The 19,653-nt window shown below is 65.7% G+C and carries 20 protein-coding genes; 7 read left to right on the plus strand and 13 right to left on the minus strand.

The features are described 5' to 3' along the window. The first annotated feature begins 8 nt into the window (after positions 1–8). A complete protein-coding gene (locus HBF32_RS14600) occupies positions 9–1,694 on the plus strand; it encodes a hypothetical protein (protein ID WP_166700323.1) in 1,686 nt (561 codons plus the stop codon). A 9-nt stretch (positions 1,695–1,703) separates the two neighbouring features. On the opposite strand, the gene HBF32_RS14605 is transcribed toward HBF32_RS14600, so the two are convergent. Genes HBF32_RS14605 through HBF32_RS14615 form a run of 3 tightly spaced genes read right to left on the minus strand, consistent with a single transcriptional unit; the run spans position 1,704 to position 4,191 of the window. Continuing rightward, entirely contained in the window at positions 1,704–2,468 is a 765-nt protein-coding gene (locus HBF32_RS14605; RefSeq protein WP_166700324.1) for an SDR family oxidoreductase, read from the minus strand. Between the two features lie 17 nt (positions 2,469–2,485). After that, positions 2,486–3,355, minus strand: a complete 870-nt coding sequence (locus tag HBF32_RS14610; protein ID WP_166700325.1) for a hypothetical protein — start codon at positions 3,353–3,355, stop codon at positions 2,486–2,488. Beyond that, positions 3,280–4,191, minus strand: coding sequence for an ATP-binding protein (locus tag HBF32_RS14615; protein ID WP_166700326.1), 912 nt, complete (start codon positions 4,189–4,191; stop codon positions 3,280–3,282). Before HBF32_RS14615 ends, HBF32_RS14610 begins: the two co-directional genes overlap by 76 nt. 202 nt (positions 4,192–4,393) lie before the next feature. On the opposite strand from HBF32_RS14615, the gene HBF32_RS14620 reads away from it, so the two are divergent. Beyond that, entirely contained in the window at positions 4,394–4,894 is a 501-nt protein-coding gene (locus HBF32_RS14620) for an OsmC family protein (RefSeq protein WP_166700327.1), read from the plus strand. Positions 4,895–4,931: 37 nt separating this feature from the next. Here HBF32_RS14620 and HBF32_RS14625 read toward each other — a convergent pair whose 3' ends face one another. Further along, complete coding sequence (locus tag HBF32_RS14625) at positions 4,932–5,510, minus strand: DUF4865 family protein (protein ID WP_166700328.1); 579 nt, start codon at positions 5,508–5,510, stop codon at positions 4,932–4,934. Between the two features lie 17 nt (positions 5,511–5,527). Then, positions 5,528–5,926 (minus strand): tautomerase family protein, encoded by a 399-nt coding sequence (locus HBF32_RS14630; protein WP_166700329.1) that lies wholly within the window; start codon positions 5,924–5,926, stop codon positions 5,528–5,530. Between the two features lie 106 nt (positions 5,927–6,032). On the opposite strand from HBF32_RS14630, the gene HBF32_RS14635 reads away from it, so the two are divergent. After that, the gene (locus HBF32_RS14635; protein WP_166700330.1) at positions 6,033–6,935 is read left to right on the plus strand and encodes a LysR substrate-binding domain-containing protein; all 903 of its coding nucleotides are present in this window, start codon (positions 6,033–6,035) and stop codon (positions 6,933–6,935) included. A 6-nt stretch (positions 6,936–6,941) separates the two neighbouring features. Here the strand turns inward: HBF32_RS14635 and HBF32_RS14640 are convergent, their stop codons facing one another. The 8 genes from HBF32_RS14640 to pdxR form a co-directional block, all read right to left on the minus strand. Then, complete coding sequence (locus HBF32_RS14640) at positions 6,942–7,907, minus strand: GlxA family transcriptional regulator (RefSeq protein ID WP_166700331.1); 966 nt, start codon at positions 7,905–7,907, stop codon at positions 6,942–6,944. Positions 7,908–7,964: 57 nt separating this feature from the next. Continuing rightward, positions 7,965–8,369 carry an MAPEG family protein gene (locus tag HBF32_RS14645; RefSeq protein WP_166700332.1) on the minus strand — a complete coding sequence of 135 codons (405 nt, stop codon included), beginning with the start codon at positions 8,367–8,369 and terminating at the stop codon, positions 7,965–7,967. A 165-nt stretch (positions 8,370–8,534) separates the two neighbouring features. Further along, positions 8,535–8,939, minus strand: a complete 405-nt coding sequence (locus HBF32_RS14650) for a hypothetical protein (RefSeq protein WP_166700333.1) — start codon at positions 8,937–8,939, stop codon at positions 8,535–8,537. An 83-nt stretch (positions 8,940–9,022) separates the two neighbouring features. Next, positions 9,023–9,601 carry a thiol:disulfide interchange protein DsbG gene (gene dsbG / locus HBF32_RS14655; protein WP_166700334.1) on the minus strand — a complete coding sequence of 193 codons (579 nt, stop codon included), beginning with the start codon at positions 9,599–9,601 and terminating at the stop codon, positions 9,023–9,025. 89 nt (positions 9,602–9,690) lie between these two features. Then, on the minus strand, positions 9,691–10,404 hold the full coding sequence (locus HBF32_RS14660; RefSeq protein WP_205287742.1) for an alpha/beta fold hydrolase: 714 nt from the start codon (positions 10,402–10,404) through the stop codon (positions 9,691–9,693). A gap of 211 nt (positions 10,405–10,615) precedes the next feature. Further along, positions 10,616–10,906, minus strand: a complete 291-nt coding sequence (locus tag HBF32_RS14665) for a hypothetical protein (protein ID WP_166700335.1) — start codon at positions 10,904–10,906, stop codon at positions 10,616–10,618. A gap of 92 nt (positions 10,907–10,998) precedes the next feature. Next, a complete protein-coding gene (locus tag HBF32_RS14670) occupies positions 10,999–13,218 on the minus strand; it encodes an alpha-N-acetylglucosaminidase (protein WP_166700336.1) in 2,220 nt (739 codons plus the stop codon). Positions 13,219–13,265: 47 nt separating this feature from the next. Next, complete coding sequence (gene pdxR / locus HBF32_RS14675) at positions 13,266–14,729, minus strand: MocR-like pyridoxine biosynthesis transcription factor PdxR (RefSeq protein WP_240147845.1); 1,464 nt, start codon at positions 14,727–14,729, stop codon at positions 13,266–13,268. 172 nt (positions 14,730–14,901) lie between these two features. Between pdxR and HBF32_RS14680 the strand changes: the two genes are divergently transcribed. The 4 genes from HBF32_RS14680 to HBF32_RS14695 all read left to right on the plus strand — a co-directional run bounded on the left by HBF32_RS14680 (position 14,902) and on the right by HBF32_RS14695 (position 19,652). Continuing rightward, positions 14,902–16,494, plus strand: a complete 1,593-nt coding sequence (locus HBF32_RS14680) for an alpha/beta fold hydrolase (protein ID WP_240147846.1) — start codon at positions 14,902–14,904, stop codon at positions 16,492–16,494. 175 nt (positions 16,495–16,669) lie between these two features. Next, positions 16,670–17,863, plus strand: a complete 1,194-nt coding sequence (nhaA, locus tag HBF32_RS14685; RefSeq protein ID WP_240147847.1) for a Na+/H+ antiporter NhaA — start codon at positions 16,670–16,672, stop codon at positions 17,861–17,863. A gap of 98 nt (positions 17,864–17,961) precedes the next feature. Next, entirely contained in the window at positions 17,962–18,147 is a 186-nt protein-coding gene (locus tag HBF32_RS14690) for a BlaI/MecI/CopY family transcriptional regulator (protein ID WP_166700340.1), read from the plus strand. Continuing rightward, on the plus strand, positions 18,147–19,652 hold the full coding sequence (locus HBF32_RS14695; protein WP_166700341.1) for a M56 family metallopeptidase: 1,506 nt from the start codon (positions 18,147–18,149) through the stop codon (positions 19,650–19,652). The genes HBF32_RS14690 and HBF32_RS14695 overlap by 1 nt, the downstream gene beginning before the upstream one ends. Position 19,653: the final 1 nt, after the last annotated feature.

Raw genomic sequence — 19,653 nt, forward strand, 5'->3', positions numbered from 1 at the left:
AGGCTCCCATGATTCCCCTGGTCGTCGGTGTCACGAGCCATCGCGATATCGCACCCGGCCAGCTCGAGGGCATCCGCCAGCGCGTCCGTGGCTTCTTCACCGGCTTGCAGGCGCGGTTTTCCGGCGTACCCATCGTGCTCTTGTCGTCGCTTGCCGAGGGTGGCGACCAGCTCGTCGCACGGGAGGCGCTCGCGTGCGGCGTGCGCCTCATGGCGCCGCTGCCGCTGCCCCCGGATCTGTACATGGACGACTTCGACGATGCCGACGTGCGCCGCACCTTCGAGGCGTTGCGCGACCAGGCGGAGGTGGTCCTGCTGCCGCGCCTCATGGACAAGCCGCGCCACGTCATCGCCACGCCGGGCATCGAGCGCGACCGTCAGTACGCCACCGCCGGCGTCTACATCGCCAGCCACTGCCACGTCCTGCTCGCGTTATGGGACGGCAACGATGCCGGCGGTTTCGGGGGAACGGCACAGATCGTCTCGTACCACCTCACCGGCATGTTGCCGGGACTGGTCGTGCGTCATCCGCACAAGCGCCATGTGCTCGGTGGCGGCACGGAAAGCCTGCTTTACCATATCGTGTGCTCGCGCAGCGACGGCGCCCTGGCCAGCGGTTTGCTGCCTCTGGACGCCGGATGGCGCACCGGCGACGACCCGGCGATGCACGCGCGCATGCCGGAGGATTTCGAGCTCATGTTCGCGCGCATGGCCGAGTTCAACCTCGAATGCCGTCGCCACGCCGCGCGCATCGAGGCGGCGCCGGCGACCCTCCACGGCACGCCCTGCGCCGCCACGGCGACGATCGAGCAGGTTTTCCATGCGGCCGACTGGCTGGCGGTGCACTTTCGACAGCGCGTGCTTCTGGCGCTGCGCATCACCTATACCGTGGCGGCACTGATGGGCATCGCCTTCACGTTCTACGCCCACGTGCCCACGCATGACTCGCTGATTTATCTCTTCCTCCTGCTCTTCGCCACGGGCGGTGCGGTGGCCCTGCTGGCACGCCGTCGCGGCTGGCACCGCAAATACCTCGATTACCGCGCGCTGGCCGAGGGCCTGCGCATCCAGTCGTGCTGGCGCCGCGCCGGCATCGCGCCCGATGCGGACCACGAATTCGCCCACGACAACTTCCTGCAGAAGCAGAACATCGAGCTGGGCTGGATCCGCAACGTGATGCGCGCCGCCAGCCTGTATCCGTCGACGCATCCGGAAGAACCGGGCGACGCGGCGCTGAAGGAAGTCATCGAGGAATGGGTGGGCCGGTCGGGTACGTCGGGGCAGCTCGAGTACTACGAGCGGAAGACGGCCGAGCGCACCGCGCTTCACCGCATCACGGCGGCGGTTGGACACGTCAGCCTCTGGGGCGGCATAGGGATCAGCGTTTTCCTCGCCGTGTTCGCGACCCGGCTCGGCCTGGAAGCCAAGGTGACGCTGGTGACCGCCATGGCCGTGCTCTCCATCGTGGCCGCCGTGCGCGAGGCCTACGCCTACCGCAAGGCCGATCGCGAGCTTATCCGCCAGTACCGCTTCATGCAGCGAATCTTCGCCAGCGCGCGCGCCGCGCTGGATCGCACCGACGATCCCGGCAGGCAACGCGCGATCCTGCACGCGCTGGGCGACGCGGCCTTGACCGAACACGCGGAATGGACCCTGATGCAGCGCGAGCGCCAGGTGGAGCACAGCAAGCTGTGAGGGAGGACGTTACCAGCGCGCGCGCGCGAACTCGGAGCGCTCGAGCCACTGCTGGAAGCCGGTCTGCGCCTGCCGGGCACCCGCACCGGGCACGAGGCTGCGCTCGTCGAGTATCGCGCCGAAATAGGGCGCGGCCTTGTCCGCCCGCACCTCGCAGGGTGCCTCCATGTCGATGACGAAACGCTGGATCAGTTCGGACATGCGTTCCCGCTCGGGCCCGGCGATCTCGATGGAACCGTTCAACGGCTCGCCCACCGCCAGCGACGCCATCAGTGCGGCGACGTCGTCGGATGCCACCGGTTGGATGTATGCCGGCGAGAGGCGGACCGTCTGGTCGCGTACGGCATCGACGATGATCGCGACGAGGAATTCATAGAACTGCGTGGCGTGGACGATCGTGAACGGAATGCCGGAGGCCCTGATGAGGCGGTCCTGCAGCGCCTTGCCGCGAAGGTAGTGGCTGTCTTCCAGGCGCTCGGTACCGACGATCGAGAGCGTGAGGTGATGCCTCACGCCCGCGGCGATCTCCGCCGTCAGCAGGTTGTCGATGGCCGTGCGGAAGAAATCGTAGGCCGCCTCGTCGTCGAAGGTCGGGGAATTGGTGACGTCGACCACGACCTCGGCGCCGGCCATGCACTCGGCCAGGCCCTGGCCGGTGATGACATCCACGCCGGTCGCGCGGGAGACGGCCGATACCTCGTGACCTTCCGCGCGAAGTCGCTCGACGATGTTCCGCCCTACGAGTCCTCTTCCGCCCACCACTACGATGTTCATGCCTCGTCCCTCGTGATTTACGCCCGGCCGGCCAGCCAGAAGGCGATGTTCTGTACGTAACGCTTGGTGGACCTCAGCGCCTCGGGAAAGCGCAGCAGCCCGTCGCCCGGCGCCTCCGAGACGAACGGCGGGCAACCGGCCGACGTATCCCAGTTGTAATCGGCGAAATGATGGAAGGTGGATTCGGCGATGGCGCGACCGCCCGCCTCGGACTGCTCGAAGGCCACCGCGATGTTGAAATCCCTGCCGCTGCACTGGCTGCATCCCTTGAGGATCACGCGGCTGCTCGGGTCGTCGGGCGGCGCACCGACAGCGCCTTCGTGCGGATGCGAAGGAAGGAATTCGATCACTCCCGTGGCCGATCCGGGATCACGCAGCACCGGATGCACCTCGCCGACCGCCTCCACGCGCTGGTAGTCACCGTTTGCGCCGGAGTGGTAGTTAGGCCAGGAAATGTCGGTGGTGACATTGTCGTCGATGCAGTGCCGGCTCGTATCCGGCTCCTGATTGTGCGAATGGAAGTGGTGGGCGGCGCCGATGCCGGCGAGATTGCAGATGGAACTGCCGAGGTCCATGTGGTCCCGCGTGACGAGCAGGCCGCCGCCTTCGCGGCGGAACCGGCCGATGCCTGCGCAGTCGTCGCCGGTGAGGCCGTTGCCGACGTCCACGGCGAAGAGCCAGAGTTGCTGGTAGCCGGACTCGCCGAGACGCGAGAGCACCGAATCGTTCCGGCCCACGGGGTCGCGATTGCGCGCGGTGACACGGAACGCCTGTTCGCCGTTCTCGTCGCGGATTCCTTCCAGGAACGCTTTCAGGTGACCAAAGCGCCCGACATGCCAGTCGTCGCTGTCGCCTTCAATGGTGGTCTGCAAGAGGATGTGCTGCATGATCGTCTGCCCTGGGAATGGGGTGCCGGCCTATCTAAACAGGTCGTTGTTTCATAGGCTTGTACGTACCGTGCGGGGGCCAGCGGCAGCCATACGCTGAAGGCCGCTCCCTTGCCCACGCCTTCCGAGTATGCGCGTACGCGCCCGCCATGGGCGCTTGCCAGCTCGCTCACCAGGGCAAGGCCGATGCCCAGTCCCGCACAGGCGCTGCCGGGCACTTCCGGGCGGTCTTCCTCCTGGCCGAAGAGTTCGAAGAGCCCTTCGACCGCTTCCGGCGCGATGCCGCGACCGTTGTCCGCCACGGTGATCCGTGCGAATCCCGCGTCCGCGGCGACGCTTACCTCGACGACGCCATGGACGCCCGCGAACTTCAGGGCGTTCTCCATGAGGTTGCTGACGATCTGCTCGATCCGGACGCTGTCGGCGCAGAAGGGCAACGCGCCCGCCGGGGCGATGTCGAGCCGCAGGCGTACGGAGGGCACGGTTTTCGCCATGGCGCGCGCGACGCGCGTCACCAGCGCACCCAGGTCGAGCGGTTGCACCTCGAGACGAAGCTTCCCGACGCGCGCACGGGAAACGTCGAGCAGGTCGCCGACCAGTCGCGCCTGCCGGCGTACCATGGCGCGGATCTCGTCGCCCAGTTCGCGCAACGTCTCGTCGTCGCGCTGCGTGCCCAGCCGCCGGATGAGGTCGGCCTGCATCATCATGGCCGCCAGGGGTTGCCTGAGTTCGTGCGCGGCGACCACGACGAACCGGTCCTTCGCCGCGGCGACTTCGAGGGCCTGGTCGCGTGCCGCCCGCAGAGTTCGACGAGTACTGGACTGTTCCTGCCTCACGGTCCCACCTCATACGACGCATGCCATGCGTGAAGAGTAGGCACGCCCCGGTCACCCCGCTAGCCAGCGGTTGCGGACCATGGTGTTGCCCGGCCGGCAACAATCCTTCGTTCGGGATGCGCATCGCTTATTTCGTCGGCCCGTGTGCACCGGTGCCATGACGGCGCTAATCTCCCGTCATCCCCCCTACGGAGCATGCGTCATGGCGTCGAACCCGGTGGTTGTCGAGGAAACAGGGCAGGGCACGTTCCAGGTGAGGGCGCACGGCCAGGGGCCGTCGTTCTTCATCGACGAGCCGCTTGACCTGGGTGGGCTGGCCTCCGGGCCGACACCTTATGATCTTCTCAGTGCGGCGCTCGGTGCATGCACGGTGATGACGATACGCATGTACGCCCGCCGCAAGGGCCTCCCGCTTGCCCACGCGCAGGCGTCGGTCACGCATCGCCGCGACGAAGTCACCTCGCGCGACATCTTCGAGCGCCACGTCTTCATGGACGGCGACCTCACCCAGGCGCAGAGGGATCGCCTGCTGGCGGTCGCCGAGGCCTGCCCGGTGAGCAAGACGTTGCATGCCGGCGCGGAGATCGTGACGCGCCTCGCGCCGCAGGCGATGCCCGTGGTCGACGACCGGCCATGCGACCGCACCCATCCCAAGGCGATGGACGAGTCCTGCCGGCAGGTGGACCCCACGGCCGTCGCCTGACGGCCGCCACGCACTGTAGGAGCCGCTATAGCGGCTCCTACAACGGCTGCGCGGGTGAGTGGGGTTTGGAGACGTGCCTCACCTCGTAGCACTGGCCGGCGGAACCTTCGTCGGGGATGCGGTCGCGCCACAGCCGGAACCGCAGCAACGTCCATGCCGTCGGATCGAACGCGACGACCGTGGCGAGGGCGCCTCCGCGTACGTCGTCCCGCGTTTCCGAAACGGTACGGGTCTTTAGCGCGGCGAGGTCCGCATGGGGTTTGATCGCTTCGATGGCACGACTCGCGAACGTCGCCGTGGCAAGATCGGCAGCCAGATCGGCGTGCCACACCATCCACGTCCGTACCGGGGGCCAGCCGAAATCGCGCGCGAGCGTGGCGAAGCCGGGTCCGGTGAGGAAGTCGTTCAACCCTTCCGGCTCGTCCCAGAGGTAGAAGGGTGCGTAGAGATTCTCGGCACTCGAAACCGCTCCGTCTTCCTTCCGCGCAACGAGGTACGCCTTGAAACGCAGGTGCGGAAAGCCGTCGAGCATGGGGCCCTTGTCGCGAATGCGCCTGTCGACGATCGACATGTCGTAATCCGCCGGAAGGGTGAAGCTGTACTGCATGGCGATCATGGAAACCTCCGAAGCCTTCAGGCGTCCGGTGGGACGGGAGCCGCGGCGGACACCCCGGACGCGAACGACCAGTCCTCGAATTCGGAGTTGGCGACGATCACCATGACGTCCTCGGGACGGATACCGGGTGTCTCGGACAGTCGCGCGACCAGCGCCTGGAAGAAGCGCTCCTTCGTGGCGGGCGAGCGCCGCTTGCCGGTGGTGATGTGGAAGAGGACGAAGTCGTCCGAGCGGGGGCCGCCGCGGTAGGTACGGTCGAACACGAATTCGCCCGGCTGGAGCTGGTCGAATGCCATGAAGCGATCCGCCTCGGGCACCCCGAACCCTTCGACGAGCGCACGATCGAGACTGTCGGAGATGGCGGCGAGGTAGGCGGGGGACTTACCCGCCAGCAGCGATACGCGAGTGAACGGCATGACGGCTTCCAGGGCGAGTGATTTGACACCCCCACTATCGCGCGCCACCATCATCCCGACAATCGAATTATTCAGGACAAACATTCCTGAAAGACGGGACGATTTCATGCGAACCACCCACCTCGATATGGATGCCCTGCGCAGCTTTGTCACAGGCGTGGACGCCGGCTCCTTCGCTCGGGCGGCCGACAGGCTGGGCCGTTCGACGTCCGCGGTGAGCGCGCAACTCAAGAAGCTCGAGGAACAGACCGGCACGTCGCTGGTCCGCAAGGCCGGACGGGGGCTCACCCTCACCGACAGCGGCGAGTCGCTGCTGTCGTATGCGCGCCGCTTGCTGGAACTCAACGACGAGGCCGTGAGCGCCGTGCGCGGTGTGGAACTGGAGGGCTGGATACGGCTTGGCTTGCAGGAAGACTTCGGCGAGACGTTGCTGCCGAGGGTGCTCGGCCGTTTCGCGCGCGCGCATCCGAAGGTACGCATCGAGGGACGTATCGCGCGTAACGCGGAACTCCTCGAGAAGGTCGCTTCGGGACAGCTCGACCTCGCCCTGGCGTGGGACATGGACCCTGCGCAGACGACCGGACAGCGCATCGCTTCGCTTCCCCTTTGCTGGCTCGGTGCCGCCGATGCCGAGCCCATGTGGCGCGCCGACCAGGGCGAGCCGCTGCCGCTCGCCGCCCTCGAAGCACCTTGCCTGCTGCGCACCATCGCCTGCGAGCAACTCGACCGGCACGGGCTCTCGTGGCGCATCGCGTTCGTCAGCCCCAGCCTGGGCGGTCTCTGGGCGGCGACGGCCGCCGGACTCGGCATCGCGTTGCGAACGACCATGGGAAAGCCCGCTTCCGTGAGGCCGCTGGATGCACCGGCCTACGGCCTGCCGGCACTGCCCTCGCTTGGGCTCGCGCTCCACCGCGCGGACAAGGACATCGGGTCGTCCGGCGAGCAGTTGAACGCGATCATCGTGCAGACCCTTCGTGAAACGCTGCCGGCCGACTGGTTGCTGCCGTAGCGGTCTTCAGCGGAGATCCGCGCGAAGTTCCCTCACGCCGCGTCCGAGGCGTTTCCGGAGCAGTGTGCGCAATGTGGCGCCATCCTCGTAACCGACCTCCGCCGCGATGGCATCCACATCCATGTTGCTGCCATGGATGAGCGACCGCGCGCGCTCCACGCGAAGGTCCTGGAAATAACCGAGCGGCGACTTGCCGAGAATCGCTTCGCACCTTCGCTGCAGCGTGCGGGAACTCGTCGCAAGCGCGCTGGCGGCTTCCTGCAGCGAGAAGCCGCCCTTGAGGTTGTCCCTCGCCCAGCGCTCGAAACGCTGGATGAGAGGGTCGGCCATGGCCAGGTGGTTGGGGATGATGTAGGGCGCCTGTCGCGCACGGAGATCGGCCAGCAGGTAACGCGACACCATGGACGCCAGTTCCGGGCTCGCCCTGCCGATCAGCCACAGCGCCAGGTCGAGGTGGCCCATGGCCGCACCCGCCGTGATACCGATGTCGGTGGGCACCAGCATGCGCGATTCGTCGAGCGCGACCTGCGGATAGCGCTGGCGGAAGAGGGGCGCGAGCGACCATGTGGTCGTGGCCTCGCAGCGGTCGAGGAGACCCGCTTCCGCAAGGAGGAACGTGCCCATGCAGGACGCGGCGATCTTGACGCCTTGTGCATGCCATCGGAGCAGTTGCGCACGGGCGTCGAGGACATCCGGCCGCCCGAGTTGCCGGATCAACTGCTCGGGCGTCCCGGGCTTTGGCGCCGGCAGAACGATCCAGTCGGGTGTGAGGCCGGGATCGATGGCTTCGACGGGAACGGTGAAGCCTTGGCCGGATCGGACTTTCTTGCGCACGCCGACCAGCGACACGTCGAAACGCGGCTGGCCGCCCATGGCACGCTCGGCGATGTGGTTCGCCACGTCCATCGCATCCAACGTCACGGCAAGGCCGGTATCGAACAGGCCGTCGAGTGCGAGAACCAGGATGCGCATGGCGTAATCGATCCTAACGTCGTCGTTCAAGACGATACCGGCATTGCCGCCGGGCGCCTAGGTCGCTCCGAGGATCGCCCCCGCCATCGCCAGCGTCGCCGCGAACCCCGCCGCGAATGCCAGCGAGCGCAGCACGGGAATGCCGAGCGTGTAGACGACGAAATGGGCGATGCGCGCCCAGAGATAAATGTTCGCCGCCATGACCGTGGTCGGCGTGCTCACGCCGATCGTCGCGGCGACGATCGCCAGCGGGGCGAACACGGCGAGGTTCTCCACGGCATTGGCATGCGCCCGGCGTGCCCGCTCGGCCCATGCCGGATCCGGCTTGAACGACGGATCGGGATTGGCCATCGTCTTCACCAGGCCGCGCGTGAATATCCGCGCCAGCATGTACGGAAGCCACATCAGGGCCGTCACGATGGCGACGAGGACCAGGACATGGAGTTCGGGAGTGAGCTTCATAGGGAACGGCACCTCGTCTGCGCGCTGGGCGAAAACCCCGAGTCTGCCCGGGCGGCGCACGCGCCGATATGGCCGTACATGCCAACTTTGGCATCATTTACGCCACGAGTCCCTCCATGCCGATGCGCCCGCAGGCAGAGCACCACGCTTATTCCTCAGGCGTGCCTAGGGCGTTCCCGGGGCAGGCTTGTACGGAACGAACGGCCCGAGGATCGCGAAGCCGCGCGATCCGCCGCCGTACCGGTCCACCATGTTCACCGTGTCCATGTCGCACAGCTGCGAACCGAAGGTATGCGTGACCGGAACGTTGTCGGCATCCAGCGAGTTGGCTCCGGATTTGAGCTGGTTGACGTAGTAAGTGTTGCCGACCCGGTAAACGATGGTCGTCTTCTCGATCACCTGGGAATCGTTGACGTCGGAAAGGCTGATGCATCGCTGCGGCTTGCCAGCGACGCGACCCTTGGTGATGTTGGCCAGCTGGGTGGCCGGATCGTCCTTGCGGGCCCAGGCGGGTCCGACGATGCCGGCTCCCAGAGCCAGCGCGATCAGGAAACGGGCAGGCGAAGTCATGGGGGAGACTCCTATCGCTTAGTGACGCCAGCGGTCGCAATTGTGCCGCGGGCGCGAAGGTCCGTTCAAGCCGGACGCCGTACTCACTTGGGCCCGAAGAGACCCTCCAGGTTCCCGTCCCGCGGCAGACCGTTGAGCCGCACCAGCTTGCCGTCAGGTCCCGTCGTGATGATCCCCGGCGTGCCCTGGAAGCCGAGGGCGAGCATGAGCATCTGGTTCCGGTCGAGCTGGCCCTGGATCTTCGGCGAAATGGACGGGGCCGGTGCGATGCCTCCCTGGGAAAAGGTCGTTTCGTTCTTCGTCAGGGCGGCGGACGGATCGGCGGCGCCAAGGATGGATGCGACCTTGTTGGGACTGTCTTCGCTGATCACCCCGACGAGGAGATTGCGGATCTGTACCTTGCCCGCCTTTACCCAGGGCTGTGCCGCGACCCAGAAATCATGGCAATACGGGCAGTTCGGATCCGTGAAGGCATACACGATGCGGGGAGCGTCGGCCTTTCCATCGCGGACCCAGTCGGCGTCGGACAGCGTCTTCATGACCTGGTCCGCCACCGATGCTACCGGCGGCTTGGCCGGACGTTCGGCGGCGAAGCCGCCACCCGCCATCAGGAGGGCGGCGACGGCGAAGAGGGATCGGGCACGGAGCCGTGCTTTGGTCATGGCAATGCCTTTCGTTTCATCCTGGGAGGAACACAAGCAGACCGGAGCGCCCGTCCATTCCTTTCAAACTTGCCTGTAGCCCCGCGGGATCAGGGCCCGACGGCCACCGACCTGGCGGCTCGTTCGATCAGGTCGGCGACGTCCTTCGGGCGCGATCGGTAGACGGCATGGCTGGCGCCCGGAACTTCGACGGTGACGCTGCGAGCCCGCCGGGCATACATGCGCTCCAGGTCGGGACTCAGGACCTTGTCCGCGCCGGCCACCATGTACCAGCTCGGCTTGTCTTTCCAGGCCGGTCGTGTCGCGGGCGTCTCGAAGACGCTTAGCGCCGTGGGAACCTGCGCGTTGGCCTCGAACCGGGCCGTCGCAGGGTCGAGGTCGGCCGCGTAGTCTTCCATATACATCGCGGGTTCGAAATACAGGAAGCCGTCGGTCGTCTCGCGCACGTCCTTGCCGGCGTGGCTGGTGGCGTTGACGAATCGCCGATCGTTATCGAGGGGCGTCTCACCCTCGTCGAGCGCATGCGCCGCGATATAGACCAGGGCCTTGACCTTGGGATCGTTACCGGCGGCGGTGACGATCGCGCCGCCGTAGCAATGGCCAACCAGTACGACGGGGTCCGTCTGCAGGGCCACTATGCGTTCGACCGCGGCGAGGTCCGCTTCGAACGAGGTGAGCGGATGCTGTGCGACGACCACCCTGTAGCCGGCATCTATCAGTCGGTCATGGACCGGACGCCAGCCGCTTCCGTCCACCCAAGCGCCGTGCACGAGGACGATGGTGGGTTTGCTGTCGGCCTGCATGCGTGCTCTCCGGATCGTCCACATCACGAACGATCAACCAGAAGGCGAACGCTTGCTAGCCGCATCTTGCGAACCACGACGGTGATCGCGTTGCACCAATGGCCGGATCACCGTGTTCGAAAAGGCGACGTCTTGCCATCGCAGCATGCTGTGAGCGCGGGTAACGCGCAGTCGTTGGCCGCGCCCTGCGCGCAGCCAACGACTGCCTTATTTACTTGCCCTCGGGAACGAGGTTGGCCAGCTTGCCCTTCTTGTCGAACTGGCAGGTGAAGTTCTTCTTGCCATCGATACCCGCATCGGCGGTGCCGGAAATCGAATAGCCGGAATCGCCCGCCTTGATCGGCTGCAACTGGATGTAATCGTTCTTCACGTCGAACTTGTCCGCGGCGGCGTCCAGGCAGCGGTTGGTCAGCTTGCCCGGGTCGGGCCGGTCGGAAGCAAAGGCTTGCGAGGTGAGGGCAAGGCCGAGGGAGGCGGCAAGCAACAGGGTGGAATGGCGCATGGATCTTCTCCTAACAGACGCGTGACAGGGATCACTGCCGGATCGAGTCTGCCTTGCAATTCCTTGCGGCAGGATGAATCGGAGAGGCAGTGTCAGCGAACTTGAGACAACCGCGCATCGCGGTCTTTCGTGAGTTCACGCAGGATCTGCCCGGCCATCGCATGGATATCGCCGCTCGGCTCGGTGGGGTACGCCTTTTGCCCGCGCGCCCATGTCTCCCCAAACGCGTACCAGTCGATCCTCTCCGCTTTTCCACCCGTGTCCAGTGCTTTCTTCAGGGAGTCGAAATAGAGTTTCCATCGGGCGTAGTAATAGTCGCCGACAAGGCCCTGCCATTCGCGGCGGGCGTAGTCGGCGACGTCCGGCCGACCCCAGATCGTGATGAGCGAGCGTGCGTCGTAGTTGATCGCAGCCCACTCGTCGGGCGTTTTCGCATAGGTCTTGGCGCGAGCCAGCCAGGGACCGAGCATGAACTGCCGGTTAGTGCCCAGTACGGCGTCCAGCCGCTGCATCCAGTGCAGCCACTGCGCGGTGAGCCGATCGAATCCGGCCTTGTCGCGGGCTTCGAATGCCGCATTGATCTCCGGCAGGAGGACCCGGCTGCGCACCGCGAGAGCCTGGCGCGTGAGATCGGTCAGGTCGTGACGATAGGCGCTGCTGTTGCGCAGCGCGGGAGCGACCTGGAGCAGTTCCGCCAGGGCATGTTCGATGCGATCGGGTGCATAGTCCAGCGGCAGCGTGTGCGCATACAGGCTTGGCGCCAGTTCGAAATACCCGGTCTGGTACTTGCTGTCCCAGGTGGCCGGCAGGTCGTAGGCGGAGGTCTGCAAGATATGCCATGCCGCCACGGCATGTGGATCGGGTCTGGCACCGCCGTACCGGCGCCACGCCCACTGCCTGAACCATTCGTCGAGGTTCGCGGGTTCCTTGCGCCATGCCAGTTCGGTGAAGAAGGCCAGCGCCGCCGGATTGTTGTCGCTGGCTTCCGGCATCAGTGCCACGCCCGTCATCGCGTTGCGGGGCTTCTTCTTCCATTGCCAGAACCGCTCGTTCCACACCGAGAGGTTCGCGCCGATGTTGGTATGTCCGCCGAAGTTCCAGATCGTGCCGAAGGCATACGGCGTGTCCTTCCATTCGGTTTCCCGGTCGGTATCGGCCAGGGTGGCCTCGGATTCGCCGTCCACGATCAGTGCATGGGACTTGTCCAGGCCTTCGACGATCGGCGGGAGCGGATTGGTTTCCCATCCGAGCAGCACCCAGATGGCATCCGGATGGGCCCGGTTGAGCGCCGCCTGGATGCCCTTCGTGGCCGCGACGAGATCGATGCCGCCGTGGTCGCCGCCTTCGATCCCTTCATGCAGCGGGTCCATCTTGTACATCCGGCTTTCGCCGAACAGCGCCGTCTGCGCGCGGTAGAACTCGGCCGCGACCCTGGCGAACCAGGGATCGTTCGGATCGAGCCAATCCGGCCGCTGGTAGCCGTCCCACTCGCCGGTGGGAACCACGTGGGCGCCCTTGTTACGTTTCGCGAAGCCCGGTGGCACCGTGCCGTAGAAGCCCGGAAACACCGGCATCATCCCCAGCTGGCGCAACCGGTCGGCCATCTTCCGGGCCAGCTCGGCCCGCCGGTCGATGACGCCCTGCGCGATCGGCTCCGGCGAGCAGCACAGGTTTTGCAGCAGCCACCATGGCTGGTGAGCCGCCTGCGGAATCCAGCGAACCAGTTCGTCGCGGCCATAGCCGAATGTCTGGAAGGCTTCTTCGTAGACTTTCTCCTGGCCTTGATAGACGAGCACCTGGTTGATGCCGTGCAATGCCAATACGTCGATCTTGTGTTCCCAGTACTCCCAACTCGCGTAGGGTTCCGTGTAACCCTCGTCGACGTCGTTGAGGGCGAAGCGGTTCTGGCCGTTCGCCTCCTGGACGATCGGCTTCGCCGGAAGAGGCAACGTGTCGGGAATATCCCGTTGTTCGCCGGCCAGCGTGATGTTGGCGTGCGCCACGTAGGCCAGGTACCAGCCGAAGCCGGCGATCAGGGTGGCGGGACTCGTGCCTTCGATGACCAGGCGGCGGTCCTGGCTGGAAATGCGGAAGAAGTCGCCTTGCCGGGGCCGGGCCACGGCGCGCAGGTCGACCTGGTTCGCATGGGCTTCGCCGATCAGGCGTACCAGGGCGTCGTGCGCCGGCGTCGTGTCGAAACTGGCGTATGCCGCCGCGGTCGGTACCACCGCAGGTTGCGCCTGGGCCGACAGTGGCGATGCCAGCCACAACAGCGTGACCAGGCAAGAAACAGGTCCGAAGACCCCACGCATTCTCGAAAGCATTGTCGCGCGCACCCTTTGCGAAGCCGACCGACACCTTAGCCTGACGGCGATGGAGAGGTTGTGTCCGACCTCTCGATCGCCAGATAGGCTTCCGCGAGCCGTTGTCCGGCTCTCCTGAGACTGGTCTCGGGCATCCCGGCGTAGCTGAGCACCAGCGTGACATGATCCGGCGGAATCCGGTGGAAGCGCTCGGCGGAACGAACGCGCACCCCCCGCGCCAGCGACTCGGCCACCAATGACCCCGTGGCACTCCGCGGCAATCGTGGGAACTGCACGAAGAGCGATCCACCGGCCACCGAGCCCGTCACCGTCATGGCGTCGCCGAGGCGCACGTGCAGCGCGGCGTGCAAGGCGCGGTGGCGGGGAGCCAGGCCATGTGCGATGCGCCGCAGGTCGCGCAGGTACTGGCCGCTGGCGATGCATGCGGCGAGCACGTGCTGCTGCATCGAGATGCTGCCGCGATCGGCGAGCCATTTGATGCCGAGGAAGCGCTCGCGCAAGGACCGGGGAATGAGCATGTAGCCCAGCTGCAGCGCCGGAAACATCGAGCGTGCGAAGCTGCTCACGTGGATCACCCGGCCGTGGCGGTCCAGCGACCACAGCGACGCGCAGGTGCGCACGCCGAAACGGTGTTCGCAGTCGAAGTCGTCCTCCACCAGGCACGCGTCCTGCGCATAGGCCCATTGCAGGAGGGCCCTGCGCCGCCCCTCGCTCATCACCACGCCCGTGGGAAACTGGAAGGACGGCGACACGTTCATCAGCCGAACGCCGTCCAGGGCCGTGGCATGATCGTCGATATCCATGCCTCGAGGCCCCACCCGGCAGGGCACGACGCGCACTCCCATCGCCTCGTAGGTGTGGCGCACGCTCCAGTGGCAAGGTTCCTCGACACCCACGGCATCGCCTTCGTCGAGCAGCACGCGGGCGATGAGGTCGCGCGCCTGCTGGGCACCGCTCACGATGAGAATGTCTTCCGGATCGACGTCGATAGCGCGCTCGACGCGCAGATAACCGGCCACGGCTCTGCGCAGGTCGGCGGCACCTTGCAGTTCGGGGAAGTCGGGTGCGCTTCGACGGCGCAGCAGCGCCATCAGATTCTGCACCCACGCCTTGAGGCTGCGGGGGTCGGACTTCACGCGGGGCTGCGCAAGATCGATCACATCGCCTCCGGTCGAGGCCGTGTCCGCCTCCGGCGCGTCCGGAAGCCCGGCTCGCAGGGCGAGGCGGGACAGCCGCGGGCGCCCGGGTGGCTCGGCCCGTTCCTCCGCGAGCGTCTCGTGTGCGGACGTGCCGTGCGGGCGCGCGCTCACGTAAGTGCCGCTGCCCGAACGCGTTTCCAGGTAGCCCTCGCTTTCCAGCTGGTCGTAGGCCATCAGGACGACCGTACGCGACACCCCCAGGGCGATCGCCATCGAGCGGCTTCCGGGCAGGCACGCACCCACCTGGAAGCGCCCCGCCTCGATATCCCTCCGGATCGACTCGGCGACCTGGACGTACATCGGTTCGTCGTTTTCGCGGGATGGCTCGAAGTGGTCACATCGAAAAAGCTCGCGACCGGTCATTTACGTTCCCCGTGACCCTGTCGACCATCTTGCCATGGCCGACCAGGGGAGCAACAAGATGAAGGCAATTACGTTATCCGCACGCAAACTGTTGATGTCGATCGGTTGCATGGCCTGTCCTGTATTCGCCGGCGCCCATGGCATCGACGACCACAGCACCGATCCCGCCTATGCGAAGTACTACCAGCAGCCGGTGAACTGGGGAGGGTGCCCGCCGTCGCTGTTCACCGACGGCACGACCATCCAATGCGCCCTGGTCACGGTGCCCGTCGACTGGGCCGACCCGGGGCAGGGCGACATCGCCATCGGCATCTCCAGGCCGCTCGATCCGCCGCCGCACAGCCGTCTCCTGCTGGTGAATGCGGGTGGCCCGGACAACTCCAGCGCTTCCATGGCGGAGATGCTGGAACAGCTGCATCCGGAAGTGCAGACCGGTCACCTCGTGGTCGGCGTCGACCTGCGCGGCATCACCGACGGCACCGGTACCCAGGTCAGTTGCGACTACGCACCGCGCAGCGGTGCCGAGAATTTCATGGACGGCGACAGCCGCAATCCCACGGTCGCCGGCGTGCGGGCGCAGCAGGACTGGTGGAACCGCTCGATGAGCGCCTGCCTGCAACAGCACGCGACCTTACTGAAGGGCATCAACACGCCCAATCATGTTCGCGACCTGAACCTGGTGCGCGCCATCCTCGGCTTCCGTCGCGCCGACCTGTTCGGCGTGTCGAGCGGCAGCAGCTTGATGGCTTATGCAACGCGCATGTTTCCCGGCATGTTCGAGCGCGTGGTGCTCGACAGCAACATGAACTGGGAACACCTCGACTGGCAGCGCCAGTCGCTCAAGCGCATGGCGATGGACCAGTTGAGCGTGCAGCAGGCCTTCATGCCGTTCATTGCGCGGCACGACGACCAGTTCCATATGGGTACGACGCCGCAACAGGTGCTGACGACGTTCCAGCGCATCTACCGTGCCGCCTCGGAGCACCGCATGGGCAGCGTGACGCCGGACCAGGCATTGGGGGCGCTCGACGGCACCGGCATGTGGGTCTTCTGGGATCTGCTGGTGTCGCCCTCGCTGAGCGCGATGTCCCAGGCGCTGGATGGCGATCCCGCCCATATCGCCTATGCCGAGCAGATCGCCGCAATGACCTTTGCCGACCTGCGGACCCGGTCCAGCTTCAATCCCATGGCGTTCGCGCTGCAATGCAATGACTCCGGCTCGTCCGATCCGCGCGGTATCGCTCAGAAGATCGCCGACGTCCGCAGGTACTGGGCCATCGGTGCGTCCACGCTGGTGGACTACTGCCAGAACTGGCCCTGGCGCCCGGTCGTCGACCGCGCGCTGGAACGGCGTACCGTCGTACACGGCCTGATGCTGCAGAACGAATTCGATCCGTCCACGCCCTATTCGGAAGCGTTCGAGGATCGCCTGACGAACGGCCGCGACGTCCGCATGGTGCTGGTAAACAACGGCGCGACACACGGCATCATGTTCGACGACAACACCTGCACGAACGACACGGAATTCGCTTATCTGAATTTCGGGGTCATGCCCGCCAGGGATGTGGTCTGCCAGGCCGACCCGATGCACTCCTTCGCCATGCACGACAGCGTGACCTACGAATACGGCTTTCCCGCCACCGGGTGGTGGTTGCCGCTGCCGCCGATCGTCCAGCAGGTGAGCTGGCCGCTGGTTCCCTGAGTCTCCCAGTCTCGCGTCCAGACGGGACGGACGAAGGGGGCGGCGTTGCACCGCCCTCTCCTTTAGCAAGGTGTGGCCTGTTGTCGGCTCGCACCTTGCTCTTTTTTTTGCGCGGGTTTGCAAGACCGAATAAGGAATGGGACGATGCGGGTCCGCCTGCACCTGGCCGATTTCCTTGCTGAAGACCCTGATCTGGCGCCCGTTCCAGCGCCTCCTCGACTTCGTATCCGGCTCCGCCACCGGTGGATTCGTTCTCATGGGCGCCGCCGTGGTGGCCCTGGTGACGGCCAATTCACCCTTCAGGGATGCGTACGAAAGCCTTCTCGCGCTGCACATCGGTCCCCTGAGTGTCCTGCACTGGGTCAACGACGGCCTGATGGCGATCTTCTTTCTCCTCGTCGGCCTCGAAATCAAGCGGGAAGTCGTCGATGGCGAACTGGCGGACCGCCGTAGCCGCCTTCTTCCCGGCGTCGCCGCCCTGGGTGGCATGCTGGTCCCGGCGCTGATTTACCTGCTCATCAACGGCACTTCGGGCGAAACTTCCACGGGCTGGGCCATCCCCTCGGCCACGGACATCGCCTTTGCGCTCGGCGTCGCGGCCCTCCTCGGGAGTCGGGTGCCGTCATCCCTCAAGGCGTTTCTCGCGGCGCTGGCCATCATCGACGACCTCGGGGCCGTGATCATCATCGCGGTCTTCTATACCCCGCACCTCGACCTGCCTTCCCTTGGCGGCGCCATCGCGGTCGTCGGTGCGATGGCCGGGCTCAACCGCTTCGGCGTGCGGACGTTGTGGCCGTACCTGGCGCTCGGCGTGGCCCTGTGGTTCCTGGTCCACGCCTCGGGTATCCATGCCACGCTGGCCGGAGTAGCCACCGCCTTCTGCATTCCGCTGAGGGACGAGCAGGGGCGGGCACCATCGGATGGCGATTGCACGTACTCCCCTTTGCTGCGGCTCGAACACGCTCTCCATCGCCTGGTGCCGCTTACGGTCCTGCCCCTCTTCGGGCTGGCCAACGCAGGCATCGTGTTGTCCGGGATCGGCCTCGATCAGTGGCTGGCGCCCGTCACCCTCGGCGTCGGCCTCGGCCTCGCGCTCGGAAAAGTCATCGGCGTTTTCTCGACAGCCTTCGTCGCCATCCGCCTCGGATGGACAGCGATGCCGCGGAATGCCACTTATCGTCAGCTGCTCGGCACAGCGCTTCTTTGCGGCATCGGCTTCACGATGTCGTTGTTCATCGGCATGCTGGCTTTCCCGGAACAGCAGGCGCTTCAGGACGAGGCGAAGCTCGGCATTCTTGCCGGCTCGGTGCTTTCCGGCTTCGCCGGATGGATCTACCTGCGAGTCCCGGCGCGAACCGTATCGGCCTGAGCGCCGGCGGGATTATTAACTATAGATGTAGTTGACAATCGCCCGGCGGCCGCCTATATCTACTACACCGATAGTAGATAGCGGGGCGGGCGTTGGCCATGAAGATCTCCCTCACCGACCGCGAGGCGGACATCAAGCGGGTGCTCTGGGATCACGGCCCCTCTCTCGTGACGGATGTCCGCGAACGATTGAGCGACAAGCTCGCCTATACCAACGTGCTTACGGTGCTGCGCACGCTGCAGGCCAAATGGCTGGCAGAGCGGTCCGCCAAGGAAAAATCGTGATGCTCGCCTGGATGATCTATGCCGGCCTCGTCGCGATCGCGCTCAGTGGGGCGGCCCTGCTGGCCGAGCGGGCGGCCAAGCATCGTCGGATGCCCACGCGCTGGGCCTGGATTATCGCCATCGCGACGTCGCTGTTCCTGCCGATAACGATGGCGACGGTTTCCATGCCGCCGCCTCGCTCGCTCGAGCCGGCAGGTACGTCCGCGTCATTCACCCTGCGTGATACGACCTCCCTCCCGCTGGCGTCGACGGTCATCGACTGGAGTGGGGCAAAGTCGTACACGTCGTCCGTCGAGGTCAATTCGCTTCTGCGGGACATATGGTTGGCCGGTTCGATCACCCTGGTGCTGTTTCTGGGCGTGGGCACGGCCTTGTTCCATCGCCGTAAACGCAGCTGGGCACGGGGGACCTTGTGTGGCGTACCTGTACTCCTCTCCGACAACGTGGGGCCTGCGGTCGTCGGACTGATCCGTTCGCGCATCGTGGTGCCGGCCTGGGTGCTGCGGGAGTCGCCGGAACAGCAGTCCTACGTCATGGCCCATGAGCAATCGCATCTGAAAGCACGCGATCCGCTGCTTGTGGCCATCGCGTTGGTTCTCCTGGTGTCCATGCCGTGGAGCCCGTTGCTTTGGTGGCAGTTCCATCGTCTTCGCTGCGCCATCGAAGTGGACTGCGATGCGCGTGTCCTGGGCGATGGCGGAGATGTCGAGACCTATTGCGAAACGTTGATCCAGGTGGGGCAGAACCAGTCCGAGTACATCGCGGCGGTCACGGCGATGTCGGAATCCAGGTCGTTTCTCGAACGGAGGATACGCATCATGTTGTCGAAACCGGGGAAATTGGCAGGCGCGATGGCGTTCGGACTGATCAGCATTTCCCTCGGCATGGCGATATTCGCTGCAAGGGTCACGCCGCCTGTTTCCGCCGCACCGCTTGCGAACGGCGCGATAACGGTAAATCCGGGGCTTCTCGACGAATATGTTGGCTTTTACGAACTCAGCGATTACTCGCTGGTCACGGTGGCGCGCAAAGGGGACGGGTTGACCGTGGCACCCATTGGCCAGTTCGTCGCGCAGGGCGTCATCGATGTTTCTCCCCTCGGCGACAGGGAGTTCTCCATACCGAGCATCGATGTCACGCTCGAGTTCATCGGGGGTGGTGGAGGTCAGGCCAGGTCCCTGACGGTACGCGAGCATGGACGCATCGTCATGGAGGCTCCCCGCGTGGGTCCCGCCACCGCGGATCGGATTCGCGAAGACCTGGCGGCCCGGGTCAAGGACCAGAAACCTTTTCCCGACAGCGAGAATGCGCTTAAGCAGATATTGAACGCCTCGGACGCGCACAGTGCCGCAAGGCTTGGCTCGGTCGAGTCTTACAAGTTCGAAGGTGTCACCGACTACGGCTGGGATATCTACGATGTTCAATACGAGCATGGTGCGCAGCAGGTATTCATCCAGCTCAACAGGAACGGCGCGATCGCAAACTCCGTCATGCGTCGCCAGTAAG

It is taken from the genome of Luteibacter yeojuensis (assembly GCF_011742875.1).
Classification (GTDB): Bacteria; Pseudomonadota; Gammaproteobacteria; order Xanthomonadales; family Rhodanobacteraceae; genus Luteibacter; species Luteibacter yeojuensis.

Coding starts and splice junctions, on each gene's coding strand:
- HBF32_RS14640 (WP_166700331.1), bottom strand. CDS start 7,907: ATGCGCATCCTGGTTCTCGCACTCGACGGCCTGTTCGATACCGGCCTT.
- dsbG (WP_166700334.1), bottom strand. CDS start 9,601: ATGACCAAAGCACGGCTCCGTGCCCGATCCCTCTTCGCCGTCGCCGCC.
- pdxR (WP_240147845.1), bottom strand. CDS start 14,729: ATGTACGTCCAGGTCGCCGAGTCGATCCGGAGGGATATCGAGGCGGGG.
- HBF32_RS14600 (WP_166700323.1), top strand. CDS start 9: ATGATTCCCCTGGTCGTCGGTGTCACGAGCCATCGCGATATCGCACCC.
- HBF32_RS14645 (WP_166700332.1), bottom strand. CDS start 8,369: ATGAAGCTCACTCCCGAACTCCATGTCCTGGTCCTCGTCGCCATCGTG.
- HBF32_RS14620 (WP_166700327.1), top strand. CDS start 4,394: ATGGCGTCGAACCCGGTGGTTGTCGAGGAAACAGGGCAGGGCACGTTC.
- HBF32_RS14605 (WP_166700324.1), bottom strand. CDS start 2,468: ATGAACATCGTAGTGGTGGGCGGAAGAGGACTCGTAGGGCGGAACATC.
- HBF32_RS14660 (WP_205287742.1), bottom strand. CDS start 10,404: ATGCAGGCCGACAGCAAACCCACCATCGTCCTCGTGCACGGCGCTTGG.
- HBF32_RS14625 (WP_166700328.1), bottom strand. CDS start 5,510: ATGATCGCCATGCAGTACAGCTTCACCCTTCCGGCGGATTACGACATG.
- HBF32_RS14680 (WP_240147846.1), top strand. CDS start 14,902: ATGGCCTGTCCTGTATTCGCCGGCGCCCATGGCATCGACGACCACAGC.
- HBF32_RS14670 (WP_166700336.1), bottom strand. CDS start 13,218: ATGCGTGGGGTCTTCGGACCTGTTTCTTGCCTGGTCACGCTGTTGTGG.
- HBF32_RS14630 (WP_166700329.1), bottom strand. CDS start 5,926: ATGCCGTTCACTCGCGTATCGCTGCTGGCGGGTAAGTCCCCCGCCTAC.
- HBF32_RS14610 (WP_166700325.1), bottom strand. CDS start 3,355: ATGCAGCACATCCTCTTGCAGACCACCATTGAAGGCGACAGCGACGAC.
- HBF32_RS14650 (WP_166700333.1), bottom strand. CDS start 8,939: ATGACTTCGCCTGCCCGTTTCCTGATCGCGCTGGCTCTGGGAGCCGGC.
- HBF32_RS14690 (WP_166700340.1), top strand. CDS start 17,962: ATGAAGATCTCCCTCACCGACCGCGAGGCGGACATCAAGCGGGTGCTC.
- HBF32_RS14635 (WP_166700330.1), top strand. CDS start 6,033: ATGCGAACCACCCACCTCGATATGGATGCCCTGCGCAGCTTTGTCACA.
- HBF32_RS14665 (WP_166700335.1), bottom strand. CDS start 10,906: ATGCGCCATTCCACCCTGTTGCTTGCCGCCTCCCTCGGCCTTGCCCTC.
- HBF32_RS14695 (WP_166700341.1), top strand. CDS start 18,147: ATGCTCGCCTGGATGATCTATGCCGGCCTCGTCGCGATCGCGCTCAGT.